We start from the raw sequence: 21472 nt of genomic DNA, 5'->3' as shown, positions 1-21472 counted from the left end.
ACCGGCGCACGGACCAGCGGGTCCACCGGGACGCCCGGCCCGTCCCGCCCGCCCCGCCCGCCTGTGCCGTCCACGGGGTTCACCCGTCACCTCCCGCCCTGCCGTCCACCGGTCCGATCCGGTTCAGCAGCAGGTCGTAGCCACGGCGCACGGTCCGTACCGCCTCGGCCGTCGCCGGGCCGCGCGCCGCGTCCAGATCGGCGCCCGCCCAGTACGCCTGCTGTCGCAGAGCCGCGCTGATCAGCGAGGACCGGCCCGAATCGGCCGGAAGACCGAGCCGGACCGCGGGGGAGTCCCCGTACTCTCCGGTGATCCGCAGGACTTCGGACAGCTCCTGGGCCGTCAGTACGACCGAGCCGTCATACACCCGCCGTAGCAGGGCCAGTTCACGGAACGCGTGCTCCGTCAGCCGCAGCCGGGTGACCTGGTCCGCCGCCTCCTCCAGCCGCCAGCGCATCCACGGCTCCGCGCCCTGACCGCCCAGCGCGGGCAGTTCGCCCATCTCCTGTACGGCGGCGTCCAGCTTCACCAGATCGGCGCGGTTGCCGAAGTGCTCGGTGAGTACCTGGCCGAGACGCACCACACCGCTGCGCCTGAGCAGTTCCTCCCGCAGCCCCGCCCGGTCGGTCAGACCGTCCCGGGCCAGCGCGCAGGCCAGGACGGTGCCGTAGCCGCCGAAACGGCGGAGCAGCGCCGCCCGCCGCTCGGTGCCCACCGGCAGATCGGGGTAGTCGCGCGAGGCGAAGTACGGCCCCCGTCTCACACGCGCCTCCAGCAGGGCGGGCGCGACCCGTGACAACTCCACCAGATCCGCGGCGTCCCGCTCGGTGCAGGCGGCGGCGCCGGTGGCGAGCAGACCGGCCACCGGCACCAGTTCGAAGAGGATCCGGCGTCCGCCCGACTTCGTCATCAGCCGGTCGGCGACGCGGCGGCCCTCCGCCATGGGATCGGGACAGACCGGCCAGTAGTACTCGATCTTGGTGAGCGCCCCCACCGAGGTCATCGGCTCGACGGCGCGCAGCCCCGCTCCGGTGACCTCCGCCAGAAGGCGTTCCTCCGACTCGGCCAGTCCCGAGGCGAACACCATCACCAGGGCGTCCGCCCGGCTCGCGTGCTCCACGGTGGCGGTGTGCACATCCTCCCCCGTACGGCCGAGGAAGCGCAGCGTCCTGGCGGACTCCTCACCGAAGTACGAGTCCAGGCCCGGGGTGTCCACCAGATCGAACTGGGCGAGCCGCAGATTGGGGATGCCCAGATCGAGCCAGTCCACGGCGCGCAGCTCGGCCAGCCGCTCCGGGTCATGACGGGCCTGTGCCACCAGCCGCCACAGATCGTCCGGGGCCCGCTGCCGGCTGGGACGCCCGTCCCTGTAGTGGACGGTCAGCGACTCCTGGGAGGACCGGCGCAGCCGGGTGACATTGAACGTCAGCTCCGTCACCCCGGTCGGCGAACGCTCCTCCCCGAGCAGCGCGTTGACCAGCGTGGACTTTCCCGCGCTGACCCGGCCCACCACGGCGACCCGCAGCCGGGCCCGGAACCTCTCACGGATCTCGTTCAGCCGGACCCGCGCCCGGTGGAACTCCGGGCCGGGCAGCAGTGCCTCCCCCCGGGCGAACGCCGCCTCGGCCCTGTCCCGCGGCTGCGCCGTCCCGGCCCCGTCCCGCGGCATCAGCCATACGTCACGATCCCCTGGCAGCTGCCGTACGTCACCGTCCCGCGGGGTCAGCCGTACGTCGTGATCCCGCGGCATCAGCCGTACGCCATGATCCTGTGGCATCAGCCGTGCCCCGCGTTCTCGCCAGGGGCCGCCGTGCCCGGCTCCCCCGAGCGCTCCGGGGAGACATACAGCAGGTCCGCCTCCTCGGTCAGCGCCGCGATCCGCAGACGCAGCCCGTCGAGCAGGGCCCGCTCCCCGTCCAGTTCGGCCCGGCGCGCGAGCGCCTCGCGTGCCGTGGTGTCCCGGGCGCTGTCCAGCCTGACCAACGCGCGCGTGGCGGTCTCGCGTTCCTGTGCGATCCGGCTGTCCAGCTCGGCGACGACGGCCCGGCTCCACTCCTGGATCACCTCGGCCGTACCCTCGTCGAGATGCCGCTCCTGCTCCTTGCGCAGGGGCGTCAGAGCGCGCCGCAGGGCGTCGCGCTTCCCGGTGAGCTGCTCCTTCTCCAGGGTCTTCGCCGCGTTGACATAGCCGGCTCTCGTCCCCAGCAGTCCGCCGACGGCCGAGCCGATACAGGCGCCCCACTGCAAGCCGGCCGCGGTGCCGAGCCCCGGCATCAGCAGGGTGCCGACCAGGGCCCCGATCGTGCCGCCTCCCGCCGCGCCCGCCGAACTTCCGGCGGCCAGGCCGACGCTGGAACCCATCAGCTTGCGCCGTTCCGCGTCCTCCCTCTGCTGTGTCCCGGCCACCGGCGGCAGGGCGGGTACGGGCGGGTCGGGCAGCCGGCCGATCCGTGCGGGGGCCAGGGCCAGACCGTTGTACGTCGAGAACTCCCGTACCACCCTGGACGCCTCACGGGCCGCCAGTTCATTGGCCGTGCCCAGGAGCTGGGCGACCTGCGCGGTCACCTCGGACAGCAGCCGGTCCGGGTTGTCCAGATAGACCTCCTGATAGAGACGGTCGGCGCCGACCTGTGCCCATACCTCGGCCAGTCCGTTGCGCGCCTCCCGCCTCAGCCTGGCCTCCACACCGCTCAGCGCCGCCCGCAGATCGGCCCGCCAGCGGGATCCGCCGTCGTTCAGCTCGTCCAGCCGCCGCTGCTGCTCGGTGAACTCCTCGGTGAGCCGGCGCAGTTCCTCCTCGCGCCGGTCCCCGAGCGCCGCCGCCTCCGCCTCCACCGGGCGCAGCAACGACAGCGCGCACGATTCGAGACCGGTCAGGGCGCCGCCGAGGAGCAGTTTGGCCCGGCGGCGGGAGAGAGCCGCCCATACCGTGTTCTCCAGCGCCGTGAAGTTGCTCAGCTCCAGATCCTCCGGATCGCCGGAGACCAGATGGTCCAGCTTGGCCTGGCTGGAGACGGGCAGGAGTGTCAGCTCACCGGGAGCGAGCCCGGTGGCCTCGGTGAGTTTGTCCGTCGTGTTGCGCAGCAGCTCCGTGTGATCGGGCACCGCGTCGATCTTGGTGAGGACGAAGATCTGGCCGTCGGCGTCGTCCGTGGTGCGGGCGGCCTTCATGGCCCGGCGCAGAAAGGCCAGTTCGCTGTCGGTCAGCGGTTTGACCACATCGGTGACGAACACCAGGGCGTCGGCGCTGGGCAGGAACGCGGCGGTGGCGGCGGTGTGGTCCTGGTGGACACCGCCGATGCCGGGCGTGTCCACCAGGGTCAGCCCACTGATGAGCCGTGGGTTGGGGGTACGGATCTGTACGGTCAGGGCCCGCCGGACATTGGCGGTGTTGCCGCTCTCCGTCACATATCCGGCGATCTCGCCGCGGTCGATCTCCCGCTCGACGACCTCGCCGCTGTCGTCCTCAAGTGTCACCGTGACGCGCTCGGCCGGTCCGTACGAGACGGTGGTGACGACATTGGTGGTGTAGGAGGTCTCCACGGGAAAGAGCGGCGGATCCTCCTCCAGCAGGGCGTTGAGCAGACTGGACTTGCCCCGGTTGAACTCACCGCACACCACGACCGTCAGCCGTCCCTCGTCCAGCCGCTCACGCGCGGTGCCGAGCCGGGTGAGCGCCTCCTCCCCGCCGAGCCGCGCGGTGGCCTCGGTGAGCGGAGGGAACAGGGCGAGCACCTCGCCGCGCAGCCGGTCGAAGGCGGCGGAGTGCTGTCCCGTGGCGGCGGCCTGGTGCGCCGGGGTCGGGTGACTTCCCGTGGCCGTGTTCCTCGCGGCGGCCGGGTCGCTTCCCGGGGCACCATGGGGTTCGTCCAGGGCGACGGAGAGCATCCGCGCCCAGTTCTCGTCGTCGATCGGTGACGCGGCCGTCTCGCGCAGTAGCTGACGCAAACGGTTGAGGGCCTCGTCCGAGACGGCCTCGTCCGGGTCCACGTCGGGGAGAGCCGACATGTCGAGCCAGCGTCCACCGTCCATTACATCTCTCCTGGATCGTCGTTGGGGCGGAGCAGGTCGGCCAGTGCCTGCCGTGCGCGCGAGATCCGGCTTTTGACGGTGTTGATCGGTATGCCGAGGATTCCGGCGATCTCGCTGTACTCGCATCCGCAACAGTCCCGCAGGACCACGGCCACCCGGAAGTCCAGCGGCAGCAGGGTGAGGGCCCGCCGGACCGAGAGCCCGTCCGTCACCCGGTCCGCCACCGATCTGACCGGCTCCTTGCGCTCGGGTATCTCCTCCACGGGCAGCGGCCGGGAGTTCTGGCGCCCGGCCTCCTTCAACGCGGCGTTGACCGCGATCCGGTACAGCCAGGTGGAGAATCTGGCGTCGCTGCGGAAGCCGGGCAGACCGCGCCAGACGCCGATCAGTGTCTCCTGCACCGCGTCGCCCGCGTCGTCGGCGTCACCCACGATCCGCAGACAGGTGGCGTGGATCATCGCGCGGTACCGGCTCATCAGGAGCGTGAACGCCTCCTGGTCACCGTTCGCACCACGCCGTGCCAGTTCGGCGTCCGTCGGCTCCTCGAACAGCGGGGCCTCCGGCGGCGCTTCGGACGGTGCTTCGGACGGAGTCCCGGACGGGGCTTCGGACAACTGGACGGCGACGGGCCCGTCGTACGGCGCGGGCACGCCCTGCTGGGTGCCGGCGCTCTTCGCCGACGGTCCCGGAACGGGATGTCTGGTCATGATCCCCCCTGAGCCGGCGCCGGCCATCAGGCGATGAGAAGTTCCACCTCGGCCGCGACGCTCGTCAGCTGTTTCTCGATCGACGCCGTGATCTCCCGGGCGAGCCGCCCACTGCCGTCCGACCGGAACTGCGAGGCGAGTTCACTCGCCAGCGCCGCCTCCTGCGCCGTGGCCTGCTCGCGCAGCTTGCGGATCATGGATGCCTCACTGCGGAGCTTCCGGGCCGCCATGGGCAGATCCTTGTCCCCGATCTCCTCCATGATCGCGTTCTTCATCGTGCCCAGCCCCATGAAGATTGCCACCGCGGCGAACAGGACCGCGAAGGGACCCGTCGCCATGATGATGGCGGAACCCGCGCCGAAGAGCGCGGTGGCGACCACCCCGGAAATGGCCGCATTGACCAGGGTGCTGATGTTGTCCAGCACATCGGTGGCCGCCGAGGTGTTCACCTGGGCGGTCATCTTCCCCCCGCTCATGGTCACTTCGGGAAGTGACAGCGCGGTGGGTTCGAGATTCCACCGCCGGCAGATGACGGCGGTGTGCTGCGCCAGCTCGGGACGCAGCTCGGCCATCCACTCCGCGACGATCTTGTTGAGTACGGCGTTGTCGGTGCTGTTCAGCTCGGCGTTGACCCCGGAGACGATACGGTTCCGCATCCCGTCGATGGTCACGATGTCGCGCCGGCGCCAGGCGGCGAACGCCGGGATGACATGTTTCTCGGTGAGCCCGGAGGCGACCGCCGCGCCCATGGCCTCGGTGAGCTGGGGCAGGCGCTCGTTCACCAGATCGCCGACGGTCTTCGTGGCCAGGAACTCCTCGATGTCCTTGCGGAACCCCCGGGTGCGCTCGTCCATGCGCCCGGCGAGTGCCAGGCCCCGCGCGATGGCGAACTCGGGCTCCGTGCCCAGCATCACCCGTGCGCCCGGGGCGAGTTCCCTGGTGCTCTCCTGCACGAAGCGCATCCGGGACGGGCCGCCGGTCAGCAGGATCATGTCCACCTCGCTGCCCGTGTGGGACAGGGCCGCGCCCAGGTCTCGGCGGTAGGCGTGGTGCCAGGACAGACCGTCGAGCTCGGGGTGCGGGGTGTCCAGGATCCGCGCCATGTCGTTCCGGTCGATCTTGATACGCAGTTCGAGGGCATCCCCGTCCAGGGTGAAGACCTCTTCGGTGGTGGTCGCGGAGGCGTTCGGATTGTGGGTGAAGCGCTGGGGGTTGATGCTGAAGAATCTCTCCTTGAGCTTGCGGCAGCTGATCTCCAGCAGCTGCCGGGCACCTCGCGAGGCCTCCGCGGTGAGCTCGGCCCGTATCCGCTCCGCGTGGGGCGAGCGGGCGATCGCCATCTCCAGCACGGACTTGTCGATCAGATGAGCGCCGAGGACGACATTGCCGTGGTCGACCGGGCGGCTCGTGCCGTGCACGATCGAGGTGTAGTCGGTGGTGGACGAGCCGATGTCCACGATGAGGGTCGAGGCGGTGAGCGACTTGCTGCTGAGCGGCCCGGACTCCGGGAGGTCACCCGCGTCACGCGCGTACAGCAGCGCGGCCCGGGACTCGGGGACGAGACCGACCTCGTCGGGGGCGCAGACCCCGGCCAGCAGCTCCCGGTATCCGGCGACCTGCTCGGTGTCCCACCCCGAGGGGTGACCGAAGATCCAGCGGACCCGGCCGCCGTCCGACAGCCGCGACTCCCTGATGTCCTCGACCACCTGCCGTGCGAACAGCTCCAGGGGGCGCCGGACCTGTTCCCGCTCCACATACGGGCTCTTGAACGCGACATGGATCTCGGACTTGGGGAACTCGAACACGGCCTCGCCCACCAGGACGACACCCTCGGGTGTGACCGTCACCGCCGTCACGAGCTGCTTGCGGTCCCCGCCCAGTTCGATGATCTCCGGCGGCGCGTTGCGGTCGCCGAGCGACGCGCTGTCCGGGCGCGTGCCCGCGTGGACCTTGGTCACGGCGGTGTCACCGTGCCCCAGGTCGAATCCGATGATCGTGATGTTCGTGTCGTCTGCCATCTCGTCCCCCAAGAAGTGTGTGCGCTGTCGATTGCTCTGTGATGGCGTGGTCAGCCGGTCAGCCGGTCTGCGCGCCAGGGGCGCTGTCCCGCGCGGTACGGGGCACGACCGGCGGCCGCACCCGTCCCCGGCGCAGGGTCCGGCCGTCCGCGGTGAGATCCACGAGGGCGGGTACGAGCGTCATCCCCGGAGCCCCCGGCCGGGCGCCCTCGACGAAGTCGAACAGGCCGGGGTCGCCCTCGGGGCCGGTGCCGGCCGTGTCGTACCGCACCGCCTGGATGCCCCGGGAGTGCAGCGTCTCCTCCAGATCGGCGATACGCGCCAGCGCGAAGCCCTCGCGTCCGCGCGAACCCGCCGCCAGTACGTCATGCAGCATGTCGATCAGTTCGTCGTCCTCGGTCCAGGGCAGAATCTCCGGTTCCGGCGGCTGGGGGGTCATCGCGACGCTCACCTGGTCGGCGGCCTCCAGGGCGCCCCGTACACCGTCCAGCACCTTGGCCACGCGCACCTGGGCGGGAGACGGCGGGGGCGGTGGGGCGGCCTCCTCGGGGGAGGTGTGCGCGGCGAGGGGATTGAGCTGCTTGGCCCGTGTCTTGAAGCCCTGGAGCCGCTCGCCCACCCCGCTGCCGGACTCCGCCGGCGCACCGGTTCGCGTCGGCGATCCGGCCGGCACGGACACGGGCACGGGTACGGGATCGAGTACGGCGTAGAGCGCGAGGCAGACGGCGGACTGCACGGCCTCCGCGAAGGGCGCGGCGGCCGGTGCCGCGGTCGGCGGCGATCCACCGGGCGGCAGCGCGGTCAGCGCCCCGGCCAGCGCCTTGGCGACATCGCCCGGAGGGGCGCTGTCGCCCAGGGACTTCCGCAGCCGCTCCAGGGCCGGCCCGTACACGTCGAGGAGGGATATATGGGTCACAGTGGCCTCGCTATCCGTTGTCCTGCGCTGTCGCTGTCGCTGTCGCTGTCTGTGTCTGTGTCCGGTATGCCGACGACGCGGTGAGCGTCCACAGCGTCAGACCCCGGTCCGTACCGACGGCCAGGGCGTGTCCGTCGGGGGCGAAGGCCAGGGCGCGGACCGCCGCGCCCGTGCCGTACGTACGTATCTCGCGGCGCCGACGGGTGTCCCACAGCCGTACGCACTCGTCCTGGCCGCCCTCGGCGAGGAGATGTCCGTCGGGGGAGAACGCCAGCGCCGGTGCCGATCCGCGTCCGCGCCGTACGAGTACGGCGGCGCCCTCACCGGCGTCCCCCGCCCTCATGGCCCGCGCACCGGCGTCCCGTGCGTCGGAGTCCCGTGCGTCGGCGTTCGGTACCCGGGTGTTTCCCGCGCCCGGCAACCGGTCCCGGTCCCAGAGCCACACCGCGGCCTCGCGCCCGCTGCGCGAGCGGGCGTCGCCGCCGGGCCCCGAGGCCGCGAGCCTGCCTCCCGCACCGAGGGCCAGCCGTTCGAGGGGCGTGTCCAGGTCCAGATCGGTGACCACCGCGCCGTCGTGGACGCGCCAGGTGGTGATACGGCCCCGCTCCTGGCGGACCCGGCTCACCGCGGTCACTTCGCGGCCCGAGAGGCCGAAGGCGATGTCCCTGATCCGGCCGGGCTCTCGCGGAGCCGTCTCGTTCACGGAGAGTCGCCGGGCGCCGGTACCGGTACCGGTACCGGCGCCAACACCGTTGCCGGTACCCGCGTCGATCCGGACGGCGGCCAGCCGGACCGTTCCGTCGTGGTGGCCGGCGGCCAGCAGCCGTCCTCGTGGGGCGAAGGCGACGGGACCGTCGCCCGCGTGGTCCTGGTCCAGCGCCCCCAGCGGGGCGAGGGACCGCGCGTCCACGACACCGACCCGGCCCTCCGGGTCCTTCGTCCCATGGACAAGGAGCAGGCCGTCCGCACGGACCGTCAGATGACGTCCGGGGCCCGCGCCCGGGAACGAGGCGCCCGGCTGTCCCGACTCCCCGTCCACCACGCTCACCCAGCCGTCGCCCGCCGCGTACAGCAGCCGCCCGTCCGGGCTCCAGACCACGGAACGCACCGGAGCCGCCCCGCCCTCGTTGGCGGCGGTGCTTCCCTCGCGGACGACTCCGGGGGTGGTGAGCAACTCGCCCTCGGTAGGCGGCCGGAGACCGGTCACCAGCCAGTCCCCGTCCGCGATCCGCCGGCCGGGCCCGGCATGGCGGCGCAGCACACGGCCCGGTCCCGCGGCCGTCAGATCATGGAGCGAACCGTCCGCCAGCCGTACCCGGGCCAGTGCGGTGCCCTGCGCGTAGGCGTCTCCCGGGGCACGCAGCCAGCGGGTCAGCCGGGCGGAGCCGCCGGGGATCTCCCACGCCAACGGCTCGACCCCACGGGCCGGTTGCCGCGCGGCCAGCCGTCTGGCGGCGCCGCCCGCGGCCCAGACGCCGGCCCCCAGGACCACGGCGAGATCCGGGTCGTCCGACGGCACCACCGGCAGACGCAGTGACGCCTCCACCGCCTCCCGGACCGCCGGCATCCGCGAACTGCCGCCGGACAGCAGGACGTACGCCACCTCGGCGGTGCCGACCCCGCACCGGCGCATGAGCGCGCGGCAGCAGTCGACGGTGCTCGCGACCGTGGCGTCCGCGAGTCCGGCCAGCACCTCGCGGGTGACCCGGACGACAGGGGATTCCGGGAACAGCCGGTCCTCCGTACCGCTCACTCCGCTGAGCTGGTGCTTGATCCTGCGGGCCAGATCCTCCAGTGCCATGGCCCGTCCCAGCTCGGCGCCGTCCCTGACGGCCAGCAGCGGCTCCAGCCACGCCCGTCCGGTCTCCCGCAGCCACCGGACCAGCGCACCGTCGATGTCCCGCCCGCCGCAGGAGTCCAGACAGGCGTGGCCCAGAACCCGGGGCACGAGGTGTCCCTCGCCGCTTTCGCCCGCGCTCGCCCCGGTGCCGTAGCGCACCAGCGCCGTGTCGAAGGTCCCGCCCCCGAAGTCATAGACCAGTACCGTGGCCGGGCCCCCGGACCGCACCGGCCGGGGCGCAGGACCCAGCGCCACCGCCACCGGCTCGGACAGCAGCTCCGCGTCCTCGAAGCCCGCCAGGCCGCAGGCGTCCAGCATCGCCGTCCACCGCGCCCCGTCCGGCCCGTAGCCCGCCGGAACGGTGACCACGACGCGCCCCAGTCCGGAGCCCGACGGCAGCATCGCCAGGGCCTCGTCCCGCACCGCGCCGAGCAGCCCGGCGACCAGTTCCGTGGCGGAGAAGGCCCGGCCCCCCAGCCGCACCGGCTCGTCGGATCCCAGCAGCCGCTTGAACTCCTTGAGATAACGCGCCGGGTCCCGCTGGCGCCTGCCGTACGCCGCCGCCCCGAACACCGGGCCCTCGTCATCGGCGTAGACCGCCGACACCCAGCGCCATGACCCGCTCACCGGATCCTTGACCAGCCGGTCCCGTCCGTCGACGCCGACCAGCACGGCACGGCTCGTCGACGTGCCGAAGTCCACGGCCAGCACATTCTCCGACCGTTCCGTCCACCGCGCGTCCACATCGTTGATGAGCACGGCAATTGGATTCCGGCCGACAGGGTTTTGTTCCCGGCCCCGGCAAGATCTTCCCCGTCGCCGTCGAGGACCGGTCGGGAATGCGGGCCGGCCGGACCGGGGGGCACGGGCGGACGGGTCGGCCGGGCCGGCGGGTCAGCCCGGCCGGACGGGTCAGCCCGTCACGATGGCGACGCCCAGCATGGCGGCCACCACGGTCCACGGCTCGATATAGCCCGTGGTGTTGTTGCCCGCGATCACATGACCGCGGATGTAGGCACCGGCGTTGTCCTTGGCGTAGAAGGCGCCGCCGGAGTCACCGCCCTGCTGGAGGGTGCCGCCGGTGTAGGCGATGACGGGCGACTTGCAGCCCGTCGAGGTACAGACCTGCGCGGTGATACTGGTCGCCGTGTGGCCGCACTGCTCCCCGGTGGTGCGTCCGCTGTGGCAGTAGTTGTTGAAGCCGACGACGGCTCCGCCGGCCGAGACCACCGGGACGCTGGTGTCGCTGGTGACACCGCCGGTGAAGACGCGGCCCGCGTAGGACTGCCCGCCGATGAGTTCCATGTCCGCGGCGTCATTGGAGACCGGGGGCAGACGCCGGTCGGAGACGGTGCCGTACGTTCTCGCGCCTGACTCGGTCGCGACGGTGGTGCCGTTGTTGAAGCAGTGGCCGGCGCTGGTCATGAATCTGGTGCCGGATCTCTGCACGGCGTAGCCGGAGGAGCACAGGAGGCCCTCGGCCGCGAGGCCGCCGCCTCCGTAGAACGGCGGTGAGTCGTCGCGTCGGTGGAAGGTGTCGGTCGTGGTCCCGGGGCGGAGCTGGAGCCGGGCGGCGGCCTGGCTCTGGGCGGCCCCGGCGCCGGACAGATCCGTCAGCGCGGACACGAGGCGGGCCGGCGCGTCGGTTTCGAGAACGATCCTCCCGCTGGCGGGATCCACGTAACTGGCGAACGTGTACCGGGTGCCGTGCGTGGCCACATAGTCGGCGATCCGCTTCTGGATCGTCGTCAGCGCCGATGTCACGCCGGGCGACGGCGGCGCGGCGCGGACACCGGCCGCGTGGTCCGGGGCCGGACCGCCGCCCTTCGGAGCGGTCGCGCGGACGGGCTTCTTGTCCTTGTCCCTGCCCGGTGCGCCCTGCGCCGGGCAGGCGCCCAGAACCGCCAGAACGGTGATGGCCGCGCCGACCGCGCCGAGCAGCTTCCTCTTCGTCTTGGGCATGTGGAATCCTTCCGGTACCCACGACCCGAGGCCGTGGCCTGGTGGGATGACGGGCTGTCAGCTCTACCGGCCGACAGCGGACACGCCTCGCTCCACCACGGACGCGCCGGCTGGAAGGCCAACCCGACATGGACATGGCGTAAGAGGCGAGTCCTCAGCATCTCGGCGGCGACGGGGAAGGGGGGAGCTACCGAAAGTGTGGTGTCCCGGCGGACGGCAGCACTCAGCGGGCGCGCACCCCTGCCGCACGCCCGCGCCGTACACTTCCCGCCCCGGCGCGCGCCGTCGGCGGAGCGGCTGAGGCCCGCGCCTCGAACAGCGGAGACCCCGGACGGGACCCGGACGGGACCGGCCGAGACCAGGACGGGCTCTTGTCGCCTGTTGCGGAATCCCGGACAGGAACTCCCGTCGCTGGTGGGGCGGTTGGGATGGCGGGGGGAGACCTGGCGTCGGGAGAGGGCCGGCCCGCGTCGCACCCGAGGGGTCCGGCCGCGTCGCTCGCGGCGACACCGCCGTTCGACAGCAGGAACGTTACGGCGCCGCGTGTCGCCGACGGCTCTTCTCGGTCAGTTCATTGATGGCTCACTACGAACAGGCCCAAGGAGACAACGGCTTCGCGGGCCCGATTCCAAGCCTCGGAGCGCAATCTTTCGGCCACCGTGTCGAGTGGTCATGGGCAGTCGCGGGTGGCTGATCCCTCTGGCGCGGGCCGTTCGCGCCGGCGCATCGGGTCTCGGGAAACCGGAGCGTGGCCTGGCTGTTCAGGGACACCTCCGACCGCAGTCGTGGTGCTGACGTGCTTCGGGGTGTTGGATCTTCGGATCCAGGTGTACTCAGACAGAATGCTACATCAGGGACCGAATCTACGCGGGGTGTGTGACGCAGTGTGGCTGGATTCTTGTTTGGTGTTTGCTACCATAGTCGATGAGAGCAGTGGACACTTCAGAGCAACTCTCAAGTGGCAGGCGTGAGGGTTGTTCTTGCGTGTGGCCTTCACGGGGGATGCTCACTCTCGTCGCGCGCGAGGGGCCATCCCAAGAGCTCATGAATGTGGGTGTCACATGAAATGGACGATTACTGTCGAAGCGTCCGATGGAAGCGTCGACGAGGCGCCGGCGACGATCACCGCGGTGATGCAGCGCGGCGCTGACGGTACGCCGCGGATAGTTGAGCTGATTGTTCGTGCCTCCGAGGAAGGCGGCATCCCTCCGCGAGCCGCACTCGACATCGACTTCGAGATGCTGGCCAGGGCGGTGAGCGGGGTTGCTTCCCGGACCCCTTCCCAGACCCCTTCTCAGGCTGCTCCCGCCCACTCCAGGGACGAGGCGGAGAGTCTTAAGCGTGCAGCGACGACTCCCGTGGTCGAAGGACAGAGCGAGCGCCCGTACCGCAAGATGCCTGACGCGGACGAGGTCAAGGGTGTGTTCCTCGAAACCGGCAGTGTAGGAAAAGTAGCCCGGCACTACGGCGTGCCCCGCTACACCGCACAGTCATGGGTGGACAGACTCCGTCGTATGGGGCATCTGGAGGAGACGACGAAGCCCGGCGACTCCCGCCGGGCGCGAGGCTAGTGCTGTGACCGGAAAGGTTCACCGGCTCGCGACGCCCGGCACGGCACCTCGCCGCGTTGTCGGAGTCGCGCGAGTACGTCCAGTACGAGCGCGATCCTCCGCCTTGCGATCCACCGCACCGGACGCCGCGAGCCCCCGGCAAACCTTCCCGGCCACAGCACTAGTGAGAGAGTTACGGCAGTGCGGAGGCGAAGCTCCGCTGCCGTTGGGGTACGCAGCGACGACACGAAGTGTCTCCGGCGTCGTCGCTGCGTTTGACGATTCCCGCGATTCCTACGATCGATTCGCGCATTCCCGCGGTGACCACGGCGCGGCCTGACGTTCCATGAGTCACGGCATCCGGTCCGGCCGCCTCGGCGGTCAGGGCGTGATGCTGACCGCCAGCGAGCGCACCGTCGGTGACTCGTAGAGCGAGCCCACGGAGACCCGGCCGCCGAGACGCTCACTGAGCGCCTCGGCGAGCTGCACCGCCCGTACCGAGTCGCATCCCAGACTGAAGAACGAGTCGTCCCGGCCCACCTGGGACACCCCCAGTACATCCGCCGCGGCCCCGGCCACCAGCTCCTCCAGCCTGCCCTCGGGCGCCACATAGCCGGCGCCGCCTGAGCCGAGGGCGGCCAGTACCGCCGCCGGGTCGGGGACGCCACCGCGGTCGCGCTCTATCCGGGAGGTCACCGCCACCCGGGCGAAGATCCCCTGACCGGCCAGCCGGGTCGCCACCGCGGCCCTGACCCGCTGCGGGTCCTCGCCGGGCCGGGGCACCACCGCCACCGCGATCGTGCCGCCGCGCAGCTGGTCGGCCGCCAGGAACGGTTTGATCTGCTCGTTCGCGGGATCCGCGCCGATCAGCAGATGCACCGCCCCGGTGTGCAGGGCACCGAGCAACGCCACCGTGCCCCGGGCCGGATCGATCAGGCCCAGCCCGCGGTGACGGGCGGCAGCCACCAGCGGGCTGCCCTGGTTCATCCCCGGCCCGTCCCACATGCTCCACGCGAGGCTCTGCGCCCGCCTGCCGGTCGCCGCCCAGTGCTCGGCCCAGCCGTCCAGCACCGCGTTGGCGGCGGCGTAGGCCCCGAAGCCGGTGCCGCCGAACAGCCCGTTCACCGACGAGAACAGAATCACCGCGGTGTCCGGCCGGGCCGCCAGCAGCCGGTCCACGGCCGCGCAGCCACCGGCCTTGGGCCGCAGCATCCGGTCCAGCCAGTCCGCGGACTCGGCCCGCAGCTCGTGTTCGGACAGCCGCTCCCACTGCGCCGCGACCGGGGCCCCGGCCAGGTGCACCACCAGATCCAGCCCGCGCCCCCAGGACGCCTCGGACTCGGCCACCTCGCGGGCCAGCGCGTCCGCGTCGGCGGCGTCGGCCTGTCGGTAGCGGACCTCGCCGACCGCGGCGAGGATCTCCAGCGCCTCCCTCGCGTCGGTGTCCAGCCGCGCCTCCGGGGTCCGTCCGACGATCAGCAGCCTGGCGCCGTGCGCGACCACCAGATACTCGGCCACGGTCCGCCCCAGACCGCCGATGCCGCCGGTCAGCAGACAGGTGCCGCCGCGGGGCAGCACATCGGTGGGTACGTCGAACGCCTCCGGCAACGGCACCGTGCGCAGCCGCTGCTGAAGCGGGGCGCCGTCACGTACGGCGACCACGTCGCCGTCGTGCCGCAGACCGGCCAGCGCGGCCAGCTCGTCCTCCCCGGCGTCGGCAGGGGCGTCGATCAGCGCGGTGCGGGCGACCAGACGCTCCGAGCGAGCGGTCCGTACCAGCGCGGTCAGCCCCGCCCGGCCCGGTACCACCCGGTCGCCCGGGGCGGTCTGCGCGGCGCCCCGGGTCAGCACGGTGAGCTCGGCGCCGGGCCGGACCCGTACCAGCGCCGAGGCCACGGCGAGGAACCGCGCCAGCACGCCGGTGTCCCCGTCGGCGGGCGCCGCCGCGGGATCGCCGGTGGCCACGAACAGCACCTGCGGCACAGAGCCGCCGTCCTCCCCGGCCAGGTCGTCCGGGACCTGCCCGCCGGCCTGTTCCAGGGCCCGCTCCAAGTCCTGGGCGAGCCGCGCCGGGTCGGTGCCGGCCGGGACCACGGCGTCGGTCACCCCGTCCAGCCAGCCGGCCACGGGACCGTGGACACACGCCACCAGGGGACCGGCCGATCTCGGCCGCAACGGTGTTCCGGCAGGCTCCCAGCCGACCGCCAGCGCCGAGGTACCGGTCCCGTCGCCGGACGCGGTGCCCGCGACGGCACCGTCCGTCTCCCTGCCGTAGCAGCGGTCGTCGAACCGTCCGTCGCGCCAGCCCTCCAGCAGCCGCTCGCGCTGCACCTTCCCGCCGTTCTGCCTGGGGAACTCCCGCGCCGTCACCGGCACCAGGAAGGTCGGGCGCAGGGCCAGATCGCGGGCCAGCGCGGTACGGATGGCGTCCACCAGGGCGGGCACGTCATCGGTGTCGGGCACGAAGAAGACCACCAGGGCGTCGGTACCGGTGTCCTCGTCCGGCACCCCGGCCACCGCCGAGGAGGCCGGCCGCACGCCCGGGACCTGCTCCACCACGGCCTCGATCTCGTGCGCGGGGAAGTTGGCCCCGTTGACGATCACCATGTTCTTCCGACGGCCGGTCAGGAACAGCCGGCCGTCGCGCAGGAATCCCAGATCCCCGGTGTCGAACCAGCCGTCGGCGGTGAAACTCTCCCGGTTGGCCCGCTCGTTGCGCGCGTACCCGTTCTGCACGGTACGGCCGGACACGTGCAGCCGGCCGACGCGGCCCTCGGGCAGCACGCTCCCTTCCTGGTCCACGATCCGCAGTGCCACCCCGGGCACCGGCGCGCCGACCTCGGTCACCACCACCGCGCCCGGCGTGCCGGCCGGCAGTTCGCGCAGCCCGCCGTCCAGCGAGGCCGGATCCAGCGCGATGGTGCCGGCCGACGGTTCGTCGAGGCGCATACGGGCGTAGGTCACCCCGGAGGAGGTCTCCGACATCCCCCAGCAGGGCACCATGGCGTCGGCCGGGAGCCCGTGCGGGGCGAGCAGTTCCAGGAAGCGACGGGCGGTGCGGGCGACCACGGCCTCGCCGGCGTTGCAGACATTGGTCAGGGCGCGCAGGTCCCAGCCCCCGGCGGTGATCTCCTCGGCGCGCTGGCACACCAGCGAGAACGCGAAGTTCGGCGCCCAGGTGGAGGTGGCCCGGAACCGGTCCAGGCAGTCCAGCCACAGCAGCGGGCGGCGGATCACCGACTCGGTCCGCACATTGATGTGCTCGCAGGTGAGGAACACGTCCCGGAGGTTGAACATGATCATGCCGCCCACATGGTCCAGCGGCATCCAGTTCAGCGAGACCTCGTGCTCGGTGAAGCCGTTCGCGGCGATCGCCGCGTAGGTCCGGGCGACGATGGTGTGATGGCGGTGCTGCACGCACTTGGGTGTACCGGTGCTGCCGGAGGTGAGCAGATTGACGATCAGCTCGTCCGGGTCGGGGACCGACCAGTCGGCGGGCTCCGGGCCGAGCAGCGTGCCGGCGTCCAGTACGCGCAGCGCCTCGCCGCCGGGCAGCCGGGCGGCCAGCGAGCGCACCCCGTCCAGGAGCCCGGGGTCGGCGATCACCGGCGGGCGGTCCAGCAGTTCCCAGGCCGAGGCGAGCTTGCGCACGCCGGCGTTGTCGGTGGCGTACTCCGGCGCCGGGGCCACCGGGGTGGGCAGGAATCCGCCCAGTACGCACGCCCACCAGGCGGTGACGAAGGTCCGGCTGTCGGCGCACTGGAGCAGGACGGAGTCGCCCGCGGCCAGGCCGTGCCCGCGCAGCCCGCCCAGCATCCGGCGGGCCTCGTCGTACAGCTCGGCGTAGGTCTGCCGGTCGGTGCCGCCGTCCGGCAGCAGATAGGTGGTACCGCGGCCGGGGGCCATCCGCGCGGCACGGGCCAGCGCCTGCGGCAAGGTCGCCACCGCGTCCGGCGGCAGCACCGGTTCCGGCCCGTGGACCAGCGCAGGACGGTCGGCCGGGACATCGGTGCCGGCCGGGACGCCGCCGGTGCCCGCCCCGGGCGCCGCCCGCCGCGAGCCGGGGGAGCGCAGCCGGCGGTCGTACACGGCGGCGGCGTCCTGGACCCCCGCCGCGTCGGCCGCGATCCGGGCGATGGCCTCCGGAGTCATCCGTCCGGCAGCGGCAGCGGCAGCGGTGGCGGTGGTGGTGGCGGAGACGGTGCTCACGCGGGTGTCCTTCCGTCGGGGGCGGCCTGCGGTCCGGCGGAGAGCACGCCGCCTATCCGGCCCGCCGCCCCCGCGGTCAGTCCGACGACGAAGTAGTGACCGCCCTCGACGCTCAGGGCGGTGCGACCGACGCTGGTCTGCTCGGCCCAGCCGGCCAGGGCCGTCTCGTCCACCGAGCCGGTCAGACCGCGGACGGTGGTGATCGGGACCGGCAGCGGGGGGCGCGGCAGATGCCGGTAGTTCTCCCAGAGCGCGAAGTCGCCGCGCAGCAACGGCAGCAGGAACTCCAGCAGTTGCGCGTTGCGGGCCACCGCCTCGGGCAGTCCGCCGCGCTCGCTCACGGTGGCCAGCAGCTTCTCGTCCGGCAGCAGATGCAGGGGCTCGTCCGGCGGCGGGGCCTGCGGGGCGGGCTGCTCACCGACGATCAGCCGCTGCGGCCAGACCCCGAACCGTTGGCCCATCGCGTGCGCGATCTCGAAGGCCAGCAGACCGCCGGCGCAGTGTCCGTACAGCGCGTACGGCATGGTGGTGTACGGCCGCAGGGCGATGGCGCAGGCCGTGACCAGCCCGGCGACGCTGCTCGGCGGATCCTCCCGGGACCGGTCCTCGCGCCCCGGGTACTGCACGGCGAGGATCTCCACCCAGGACGGCAGCAGCGCCGCCATCCGCTGGTACACGGACGCGCCACCACCGGCGAACGGCAGACAGATCAGCCGCATCCGGGCGTCCTCCCGGGGCACCCGGCGCACCCAGCGCGAATCCGCGGTGAAGCTCACCGGTCCGATGTCCGGTCCGGTGTCCGTGGCCCCGATGTCCGTGGCCGCCCTCACGGGGGCGCCCGTGCTCATCGAGCGCCCTCCTTGTCCAGCTCGGCTGCCAGCTCGGCGATCTCCGCGTCGCTGCGCCCCTCCACCAGCTCCAGCGCCTCGGCCAGCGCGTCCCGCTGGGCTCCCTGGCCCGAGGTCGCCGTGGCGACGAGCGCGGCCAGACCGGACACCGTGGGGGTGGCGAAGAAGTCTGCGATCGGCAGCGAGACCCCGAACACCGCGTTCACCCGGGAAGACAGCTGGATCGCCTGCAGACTGGTGCCGCCGGCGGCGAAGAAGTTCACGTCGTTGCCGATCCGGGCGCCCAGGAGCGGGGCGAACACCTCCTCGCGCATGGTGCGCTCGACGGGCGTGCTGTTCTCCTCGTCGGCCTCGGTCACCTCGTCGACCTGCGCGAACTCCACGGCGGGCAGCTTGCGCCGGTCGATCTTCCCGCTCGGGGTGAGCGGGACCGACTCCAGCGGCACCAGCACCGAGGGGACCATGGCGGACGGCAGCCGGCCGGCGACCGCGGAGCGGACCGTGTCCAGATGCAGCTCACCCGGGCGCTCGGGCACCACGTACGCCATCAGCAGGGCGCCGGACCGCGGGTCGGTGGCCACCTCGGCCACCGCCTGGGCGACACCGTCCACGGCCTGGAGCGCGGCCTCCACCTCACCCAGCTCGATCCGCACACCGCGGACCTTCACCTGCCGGTCGGCCCTGCCGACGAAGCACAGGTCCCCGGCCTCGTCCCAGAACGACAGGTCGCCGGTGAGGTAGCGGCGCGAGCCGGGCGGACCGTCCGGGTCGGGCCGGAACCGGTCGGCGGTCAGGTCGGGCCGGCCGAGGTATCCGCGGGCCACGCCCAGCCCGGCGATGGCCAGTTCACCGATCGCGCCGGGCGGGAGCACGCCCACCCCGGCGCCGTCCACCACATAGGCGCGGTGGTTGGCCATCGCCCGGCCGATCGGCGGCGATGAGGTCCACTCGCCCTCGCACTTCTTGGCCACGACGGTCACCGTGGTCTCGGTCGGGCCGTAGCCGTTCCAGAACCCGCGGCCACGGGCCCACCGGGTGGTCAGCTCCCCGGTGAACGCCTCGCCTCCCACGAACGCCACCCGCAGGTCGGGGTAACCCTCCGGGGCGAGCAGGTCCATGACCGCCGGCGGCAGGTCGACCACGGTGATCCGCTGCTCGCGCAGCACCGCGTCGAGGGCGTCCACCGAACGCCGCTGGTCCTCGTGGAGCACGTACAGGACGGCGCCGTTGAGCAGCGAGCCGAAGATCTCGAACACCGAGACGTCGAAGCCGGGTGAGGCGAAGTGCAGGATCCGGTCCTTCGGGGAGAGGCCGAACATCCCGCGCACGGTACGGACGAAGTTGGCGGCGTTGCGGTGCTCGACCACCACGCCCTTGGGCCGGCCGCTGGAGCCGGAGGTGTAGATCACGTACGCGGCCGAGGCGGGCGGTACGGCGACCGGGGTGCCCGGATGACCCGCGTCCGGCCCGTCCTGCGTCCCGTCCGCCCCGTCCTCCGGGTCGGTGCCTACGACCAGCCGCAGCGGGTGCGGGATCCGGTCGGCGGTGCCCGGGGAGACCACGGCCGTCCGGGCCCCGGTGTCCTGGAGGATCATCGCCAGCCGCTCGTCCGGCTGGCCGGCGTCCACCGGGACGTAGGCGCCCCCGGCGCGCAGCACACCGAGTACGGCGGCGATCAGGGCCGGGCCCCGCTCCATCACCACCGGCACCAGGTCGCCGAGGCCGACACCGGCGGCCACCAGCCGGCCGGCGATCCGCCGGGACCAGACGTCCAGCCCGCGGTAGCTCAGACCGCCGTCCTGCCAGACCAGCGCGGTGCGGTCGGGGTCCGCCGCGACGACGTCGGCGAACAGTTCGTGCAGCGGGGTGTCGAGCGGCTCACCGATCGGCGCGTTCCAGCGCTCCAGCACGTCCGCGCGCTCCTGCGGGGTGCCCAGCGGTGTGTCGCCCAGTGGCCGGTCGGGCCGCTCGCACAGCGCGCCCAGGGTCCGCAGATAGCGGTCCAGGAGGCGGGCGGCCGTGGAACGGCGGTACAGCGAGGTGGCGAACCGGACCGCCAGGGTGGGCCGCTCCCCGTCACCGACTTCAAGTGCCAGCTCGAACGTCCCGGCGCCGGCGTCGATCTGCTCGCAGCCGATCCGGACCCCGTCCGCCCCGTCCGCCTCGTCCGCCCCGGGTGAACCGTCCGGCCCGACCGCTCCGTCCGCTCCGACCGGCTCAGCCGGCTCGCCCACGGTGGCGAAGCCGATCTGCACCAGGGGCAGCCGGCCGGCGTCGGGCTCCACGCCGAGCGCGTCCAGGATCAGCTTGAACGGCAGGGTGGCGTGCTGGGCACCGGCCTGCCGGGCGGCGCGCACCCGGGCCACCACGGCGGCGAAGCTGTCCGCCTCGTCCAGCTCCACCCGCAGCGGCATCAGATTGCCGCAGTCGCCGACCAGCCGGTCGGCGTCGAACGGGCCGGTGACGTCGAACGGCAATCCGACCGTGAGATCGCCCCGGGCGGTGTGCCGGGCGATCACGACCAGGAACGCGGCCAGCAGGACGTCGTCGCGTTCGGTGTCCGGTCCCGCCAGGGTGTCGGCAGCGGCGGCCAGTTCCGGGGGCATGGGCACCCGGACCACATCGCTGCTCAGGTCGAGCAGGCGCGCACGGGGAGCGTCCGGAGGCAGCTCGGTGCCCTCCCAGCCGGCCAGGGCGTCACGCCAGTGGTCGGCGGCCTCGCGGGCGGCGTCCTGTGTGCTCCAGTCCCGCTGCCATCCCGCGTAGCTGCCGAAGTCGACCGGCTCCCGCGGCCACCGCGGTGGAGCGCCGCCCACCCGGGCGCGGTACGCGAAGGTCAGATCGCGCTGGAGCACCCGCGCCGAGCGCGGGTCCAGCACGATGTAGTGGGTGCTCAGCACCAGCAGATGCTGTTCCGCGGTGGCCCGCAGCAGCCGGAAACGGACCATCGGACCGGTGTTGAGGTCCAGTCCGCGGCGCAGCTCACCCTGCACCACCTCGTCCGCGCGCGGACGCAGCCGCCCGTCGGGGACGTCCTCCACCTCCAGCCGTACCTCGGGCACCGGCTGCACCTGCTGGGTGCCCCGTGTGTCCTCGTCCGGGAAGGTCGAGCGCAGCACCGTGTACCGCTCCAGCAGGTCGCCCAGGGCCGCGCGCAGCGCGTCGGAGTCGAGCCGGCCCTCGATCGGGAAGGCGAAGCCGAGGCCGTAGGCCAGGCTGCTGGGAGCGAACCGGTCGAACAGCCAGAGCTGCTCCTGCCGGTACGACAGCGGGGCCGATCGGATTCCCGAGGAGACTCCCTCAAGCCGGGCAAGCAGCTCTTCCCGGCGCCCCCCGGGGAGCTGGCGCAGTCGACGAAGCAACTCGCTCTGTTGACGCATGCCACTGTCC

General features: G+C 72.6%; 11 protein-coding genes. 1 reads left to right on the top strand and 10 read right to left on the bottom strand.

The window, feature by feature from the left end; all coding sequences use genetic code 11:
* Positions 1-79 precede the first annotated feature (79 nt).
* From OG214_RS02555 to OG214_RS02525, 7 genes are all read right to left on the bottom strand, one after another.
* A complete protein-coding gene (locus OG214_RS02555) occupies positions 80-1777 on the bottom strand; it encodes a dynamin family protein (RefSeq protein ID WP_405983607.1) in 1698 nt (565 codons plus the stop codon).
* Positions 1777-4032, bottom strand: a complete 2256-nt coding sequence (locus tag OG214_RS02550; RefSeq protein ID WP_405983606.1) for a dynamin family protein — start codon at positions 4030-4032, stop codon at positions 1777-1779. Before OG214_RS02550 ends, OG214_RS02555 begins: the two co-directional genes overlap by 1 nt.
* Positions 4032-4739 carry a sigma-70 family RNA polymerase sigma factor gene (locus OG214_RS02545; protein WP_363083012.1) on the bottom strand — a complete coding sequence of 236 codons (708 nt, stop codon included), beginning with the start codon at positions 4737-4739 and terminating at the stop codon, positions 4032-4034. The genes OG214_RS02550 and OG214_RS02545 overlap by 1 nt, the downstream gene beginning before the upstream one ends.
* 26 nt (positions 4740-4765) lie before the next feature.
* Positions 4766-6757 (bottom strand): Hsp70 family protein, encoded by a 1992-nt coding sequence (locus OG214_RS02540; protein WP_405983605.1) that lies wholly within the window; start codon positions 6755-6757, stop codon positions 4766-4768.
* 58 nt (positions 6758-6815) lie between these two features.
* Positions 6816-7673, bottom strand: coding sequence for a hypothetical protein (locus OG214_RS02535; RefSeq protein WP_405983604.1), 858 nt, complete (start codon positions 7671-7673; stop codon positions 6816-6818).
* Positions 7674-7683: 10 nt separating this feature from the next.
* Entirely contained in the window at positions 7684-10272 is a 2589-nt protein-coding gene (locus tag OG214_RS02530) for an Hsp70 family protein (RefSeq protein WP_405983603.1), read from the bottom strand.
* Positions 10273-10425: 153 nt separating this feature from the next.
* Positions 10426-11475, bottom strand: a complete 1050-nt coding sequence (locus OG214_RS02525; protein WP_405983602.1) for a hypothetical protein — start codon at positions 11473-11475, stop codon at positions 10426-10428.
* A 1061-nt stretch (positions 11476-12536) separates the two neighbouring features.
* On the opposite strand from OG214_RS02525, the gene OG214_RS02520 reads away from it, so the two are divergent.
* A complete protein-coding gene (locus OG214_RS02520) occupies positions 12537-13046 on the top strand; it encodes a hypothetical protein (RefSeq protein WP_363085737.1) in 510 nt (169 codons plus the stop codon).
* A 360-nt stretch (positions 13047-13406) separates the two neighbouring features.
* Here OG214_RS02520 and OG214_RS02515 read toward each other — a convergent pair whose 3' ends face one another.
* Genes OG214_RS02515 through OG214_RS02505 form a run of 3 tightly spaced genes read right to left on the bottom strand, consistent with a single transcriptional unit; the run spans position 13407 to position 21462 of the window.
* Positions 13407-17234 carry an SDR family NAD(P)-dependent oxidoreductase gene (locus OG214_RS02515; protein ID WP_405983601.1) on the bottom strand — a complete coding sequence of 1276 codons (3828 nt, stop codon included), beginning with the start codon at positions 17232-17234 and terminating at the stop codon, positions 13407-13409.
* On the bottom strand, positions 17231-18082 hold the full coding sequence (locus tag OG214_RS02510) for a thioesterase domain-containing protein (protein WP_363082334.1): 852 nt from the start codon (positions 18080-18082) through the stop codon (positions 17231-17233). Before OG214_RS02510 ends, OG214_RS02515 begins: the two co-directional genes overlap by 4 nt.
* A complete protein-coding gene (locus OG214_RS02505; RefSeq protein ID WP_405983600.1) occupies positions 18079-21462 on the bottom strand; it encodes a non-ribosomal peptide synthetase in 3384 nt (1127 codons plus the stop codon). The genes OG214_RS02510 and OG214_RS02505 overlap by 4 nt, the downstream gene beginning before the upstream one ends.
* Positions 21463-21472: the final 10 nt, after the last annotated feature.

The sequence above is a fragment of the Streptomyces sp. NBC_00872 genome (assembly GCF_045161915.1).
Classification (GTDB): domain Bacteria; phylum Actinomycetota; class Actinomycetes; order Streptomycetales; family Streptomycetaceae; genus Streptomyces.
Note: the sequence above shows the minus strand (reverse complement) of the source record. Positions and strands in the feature narration are given on the sequence as shown.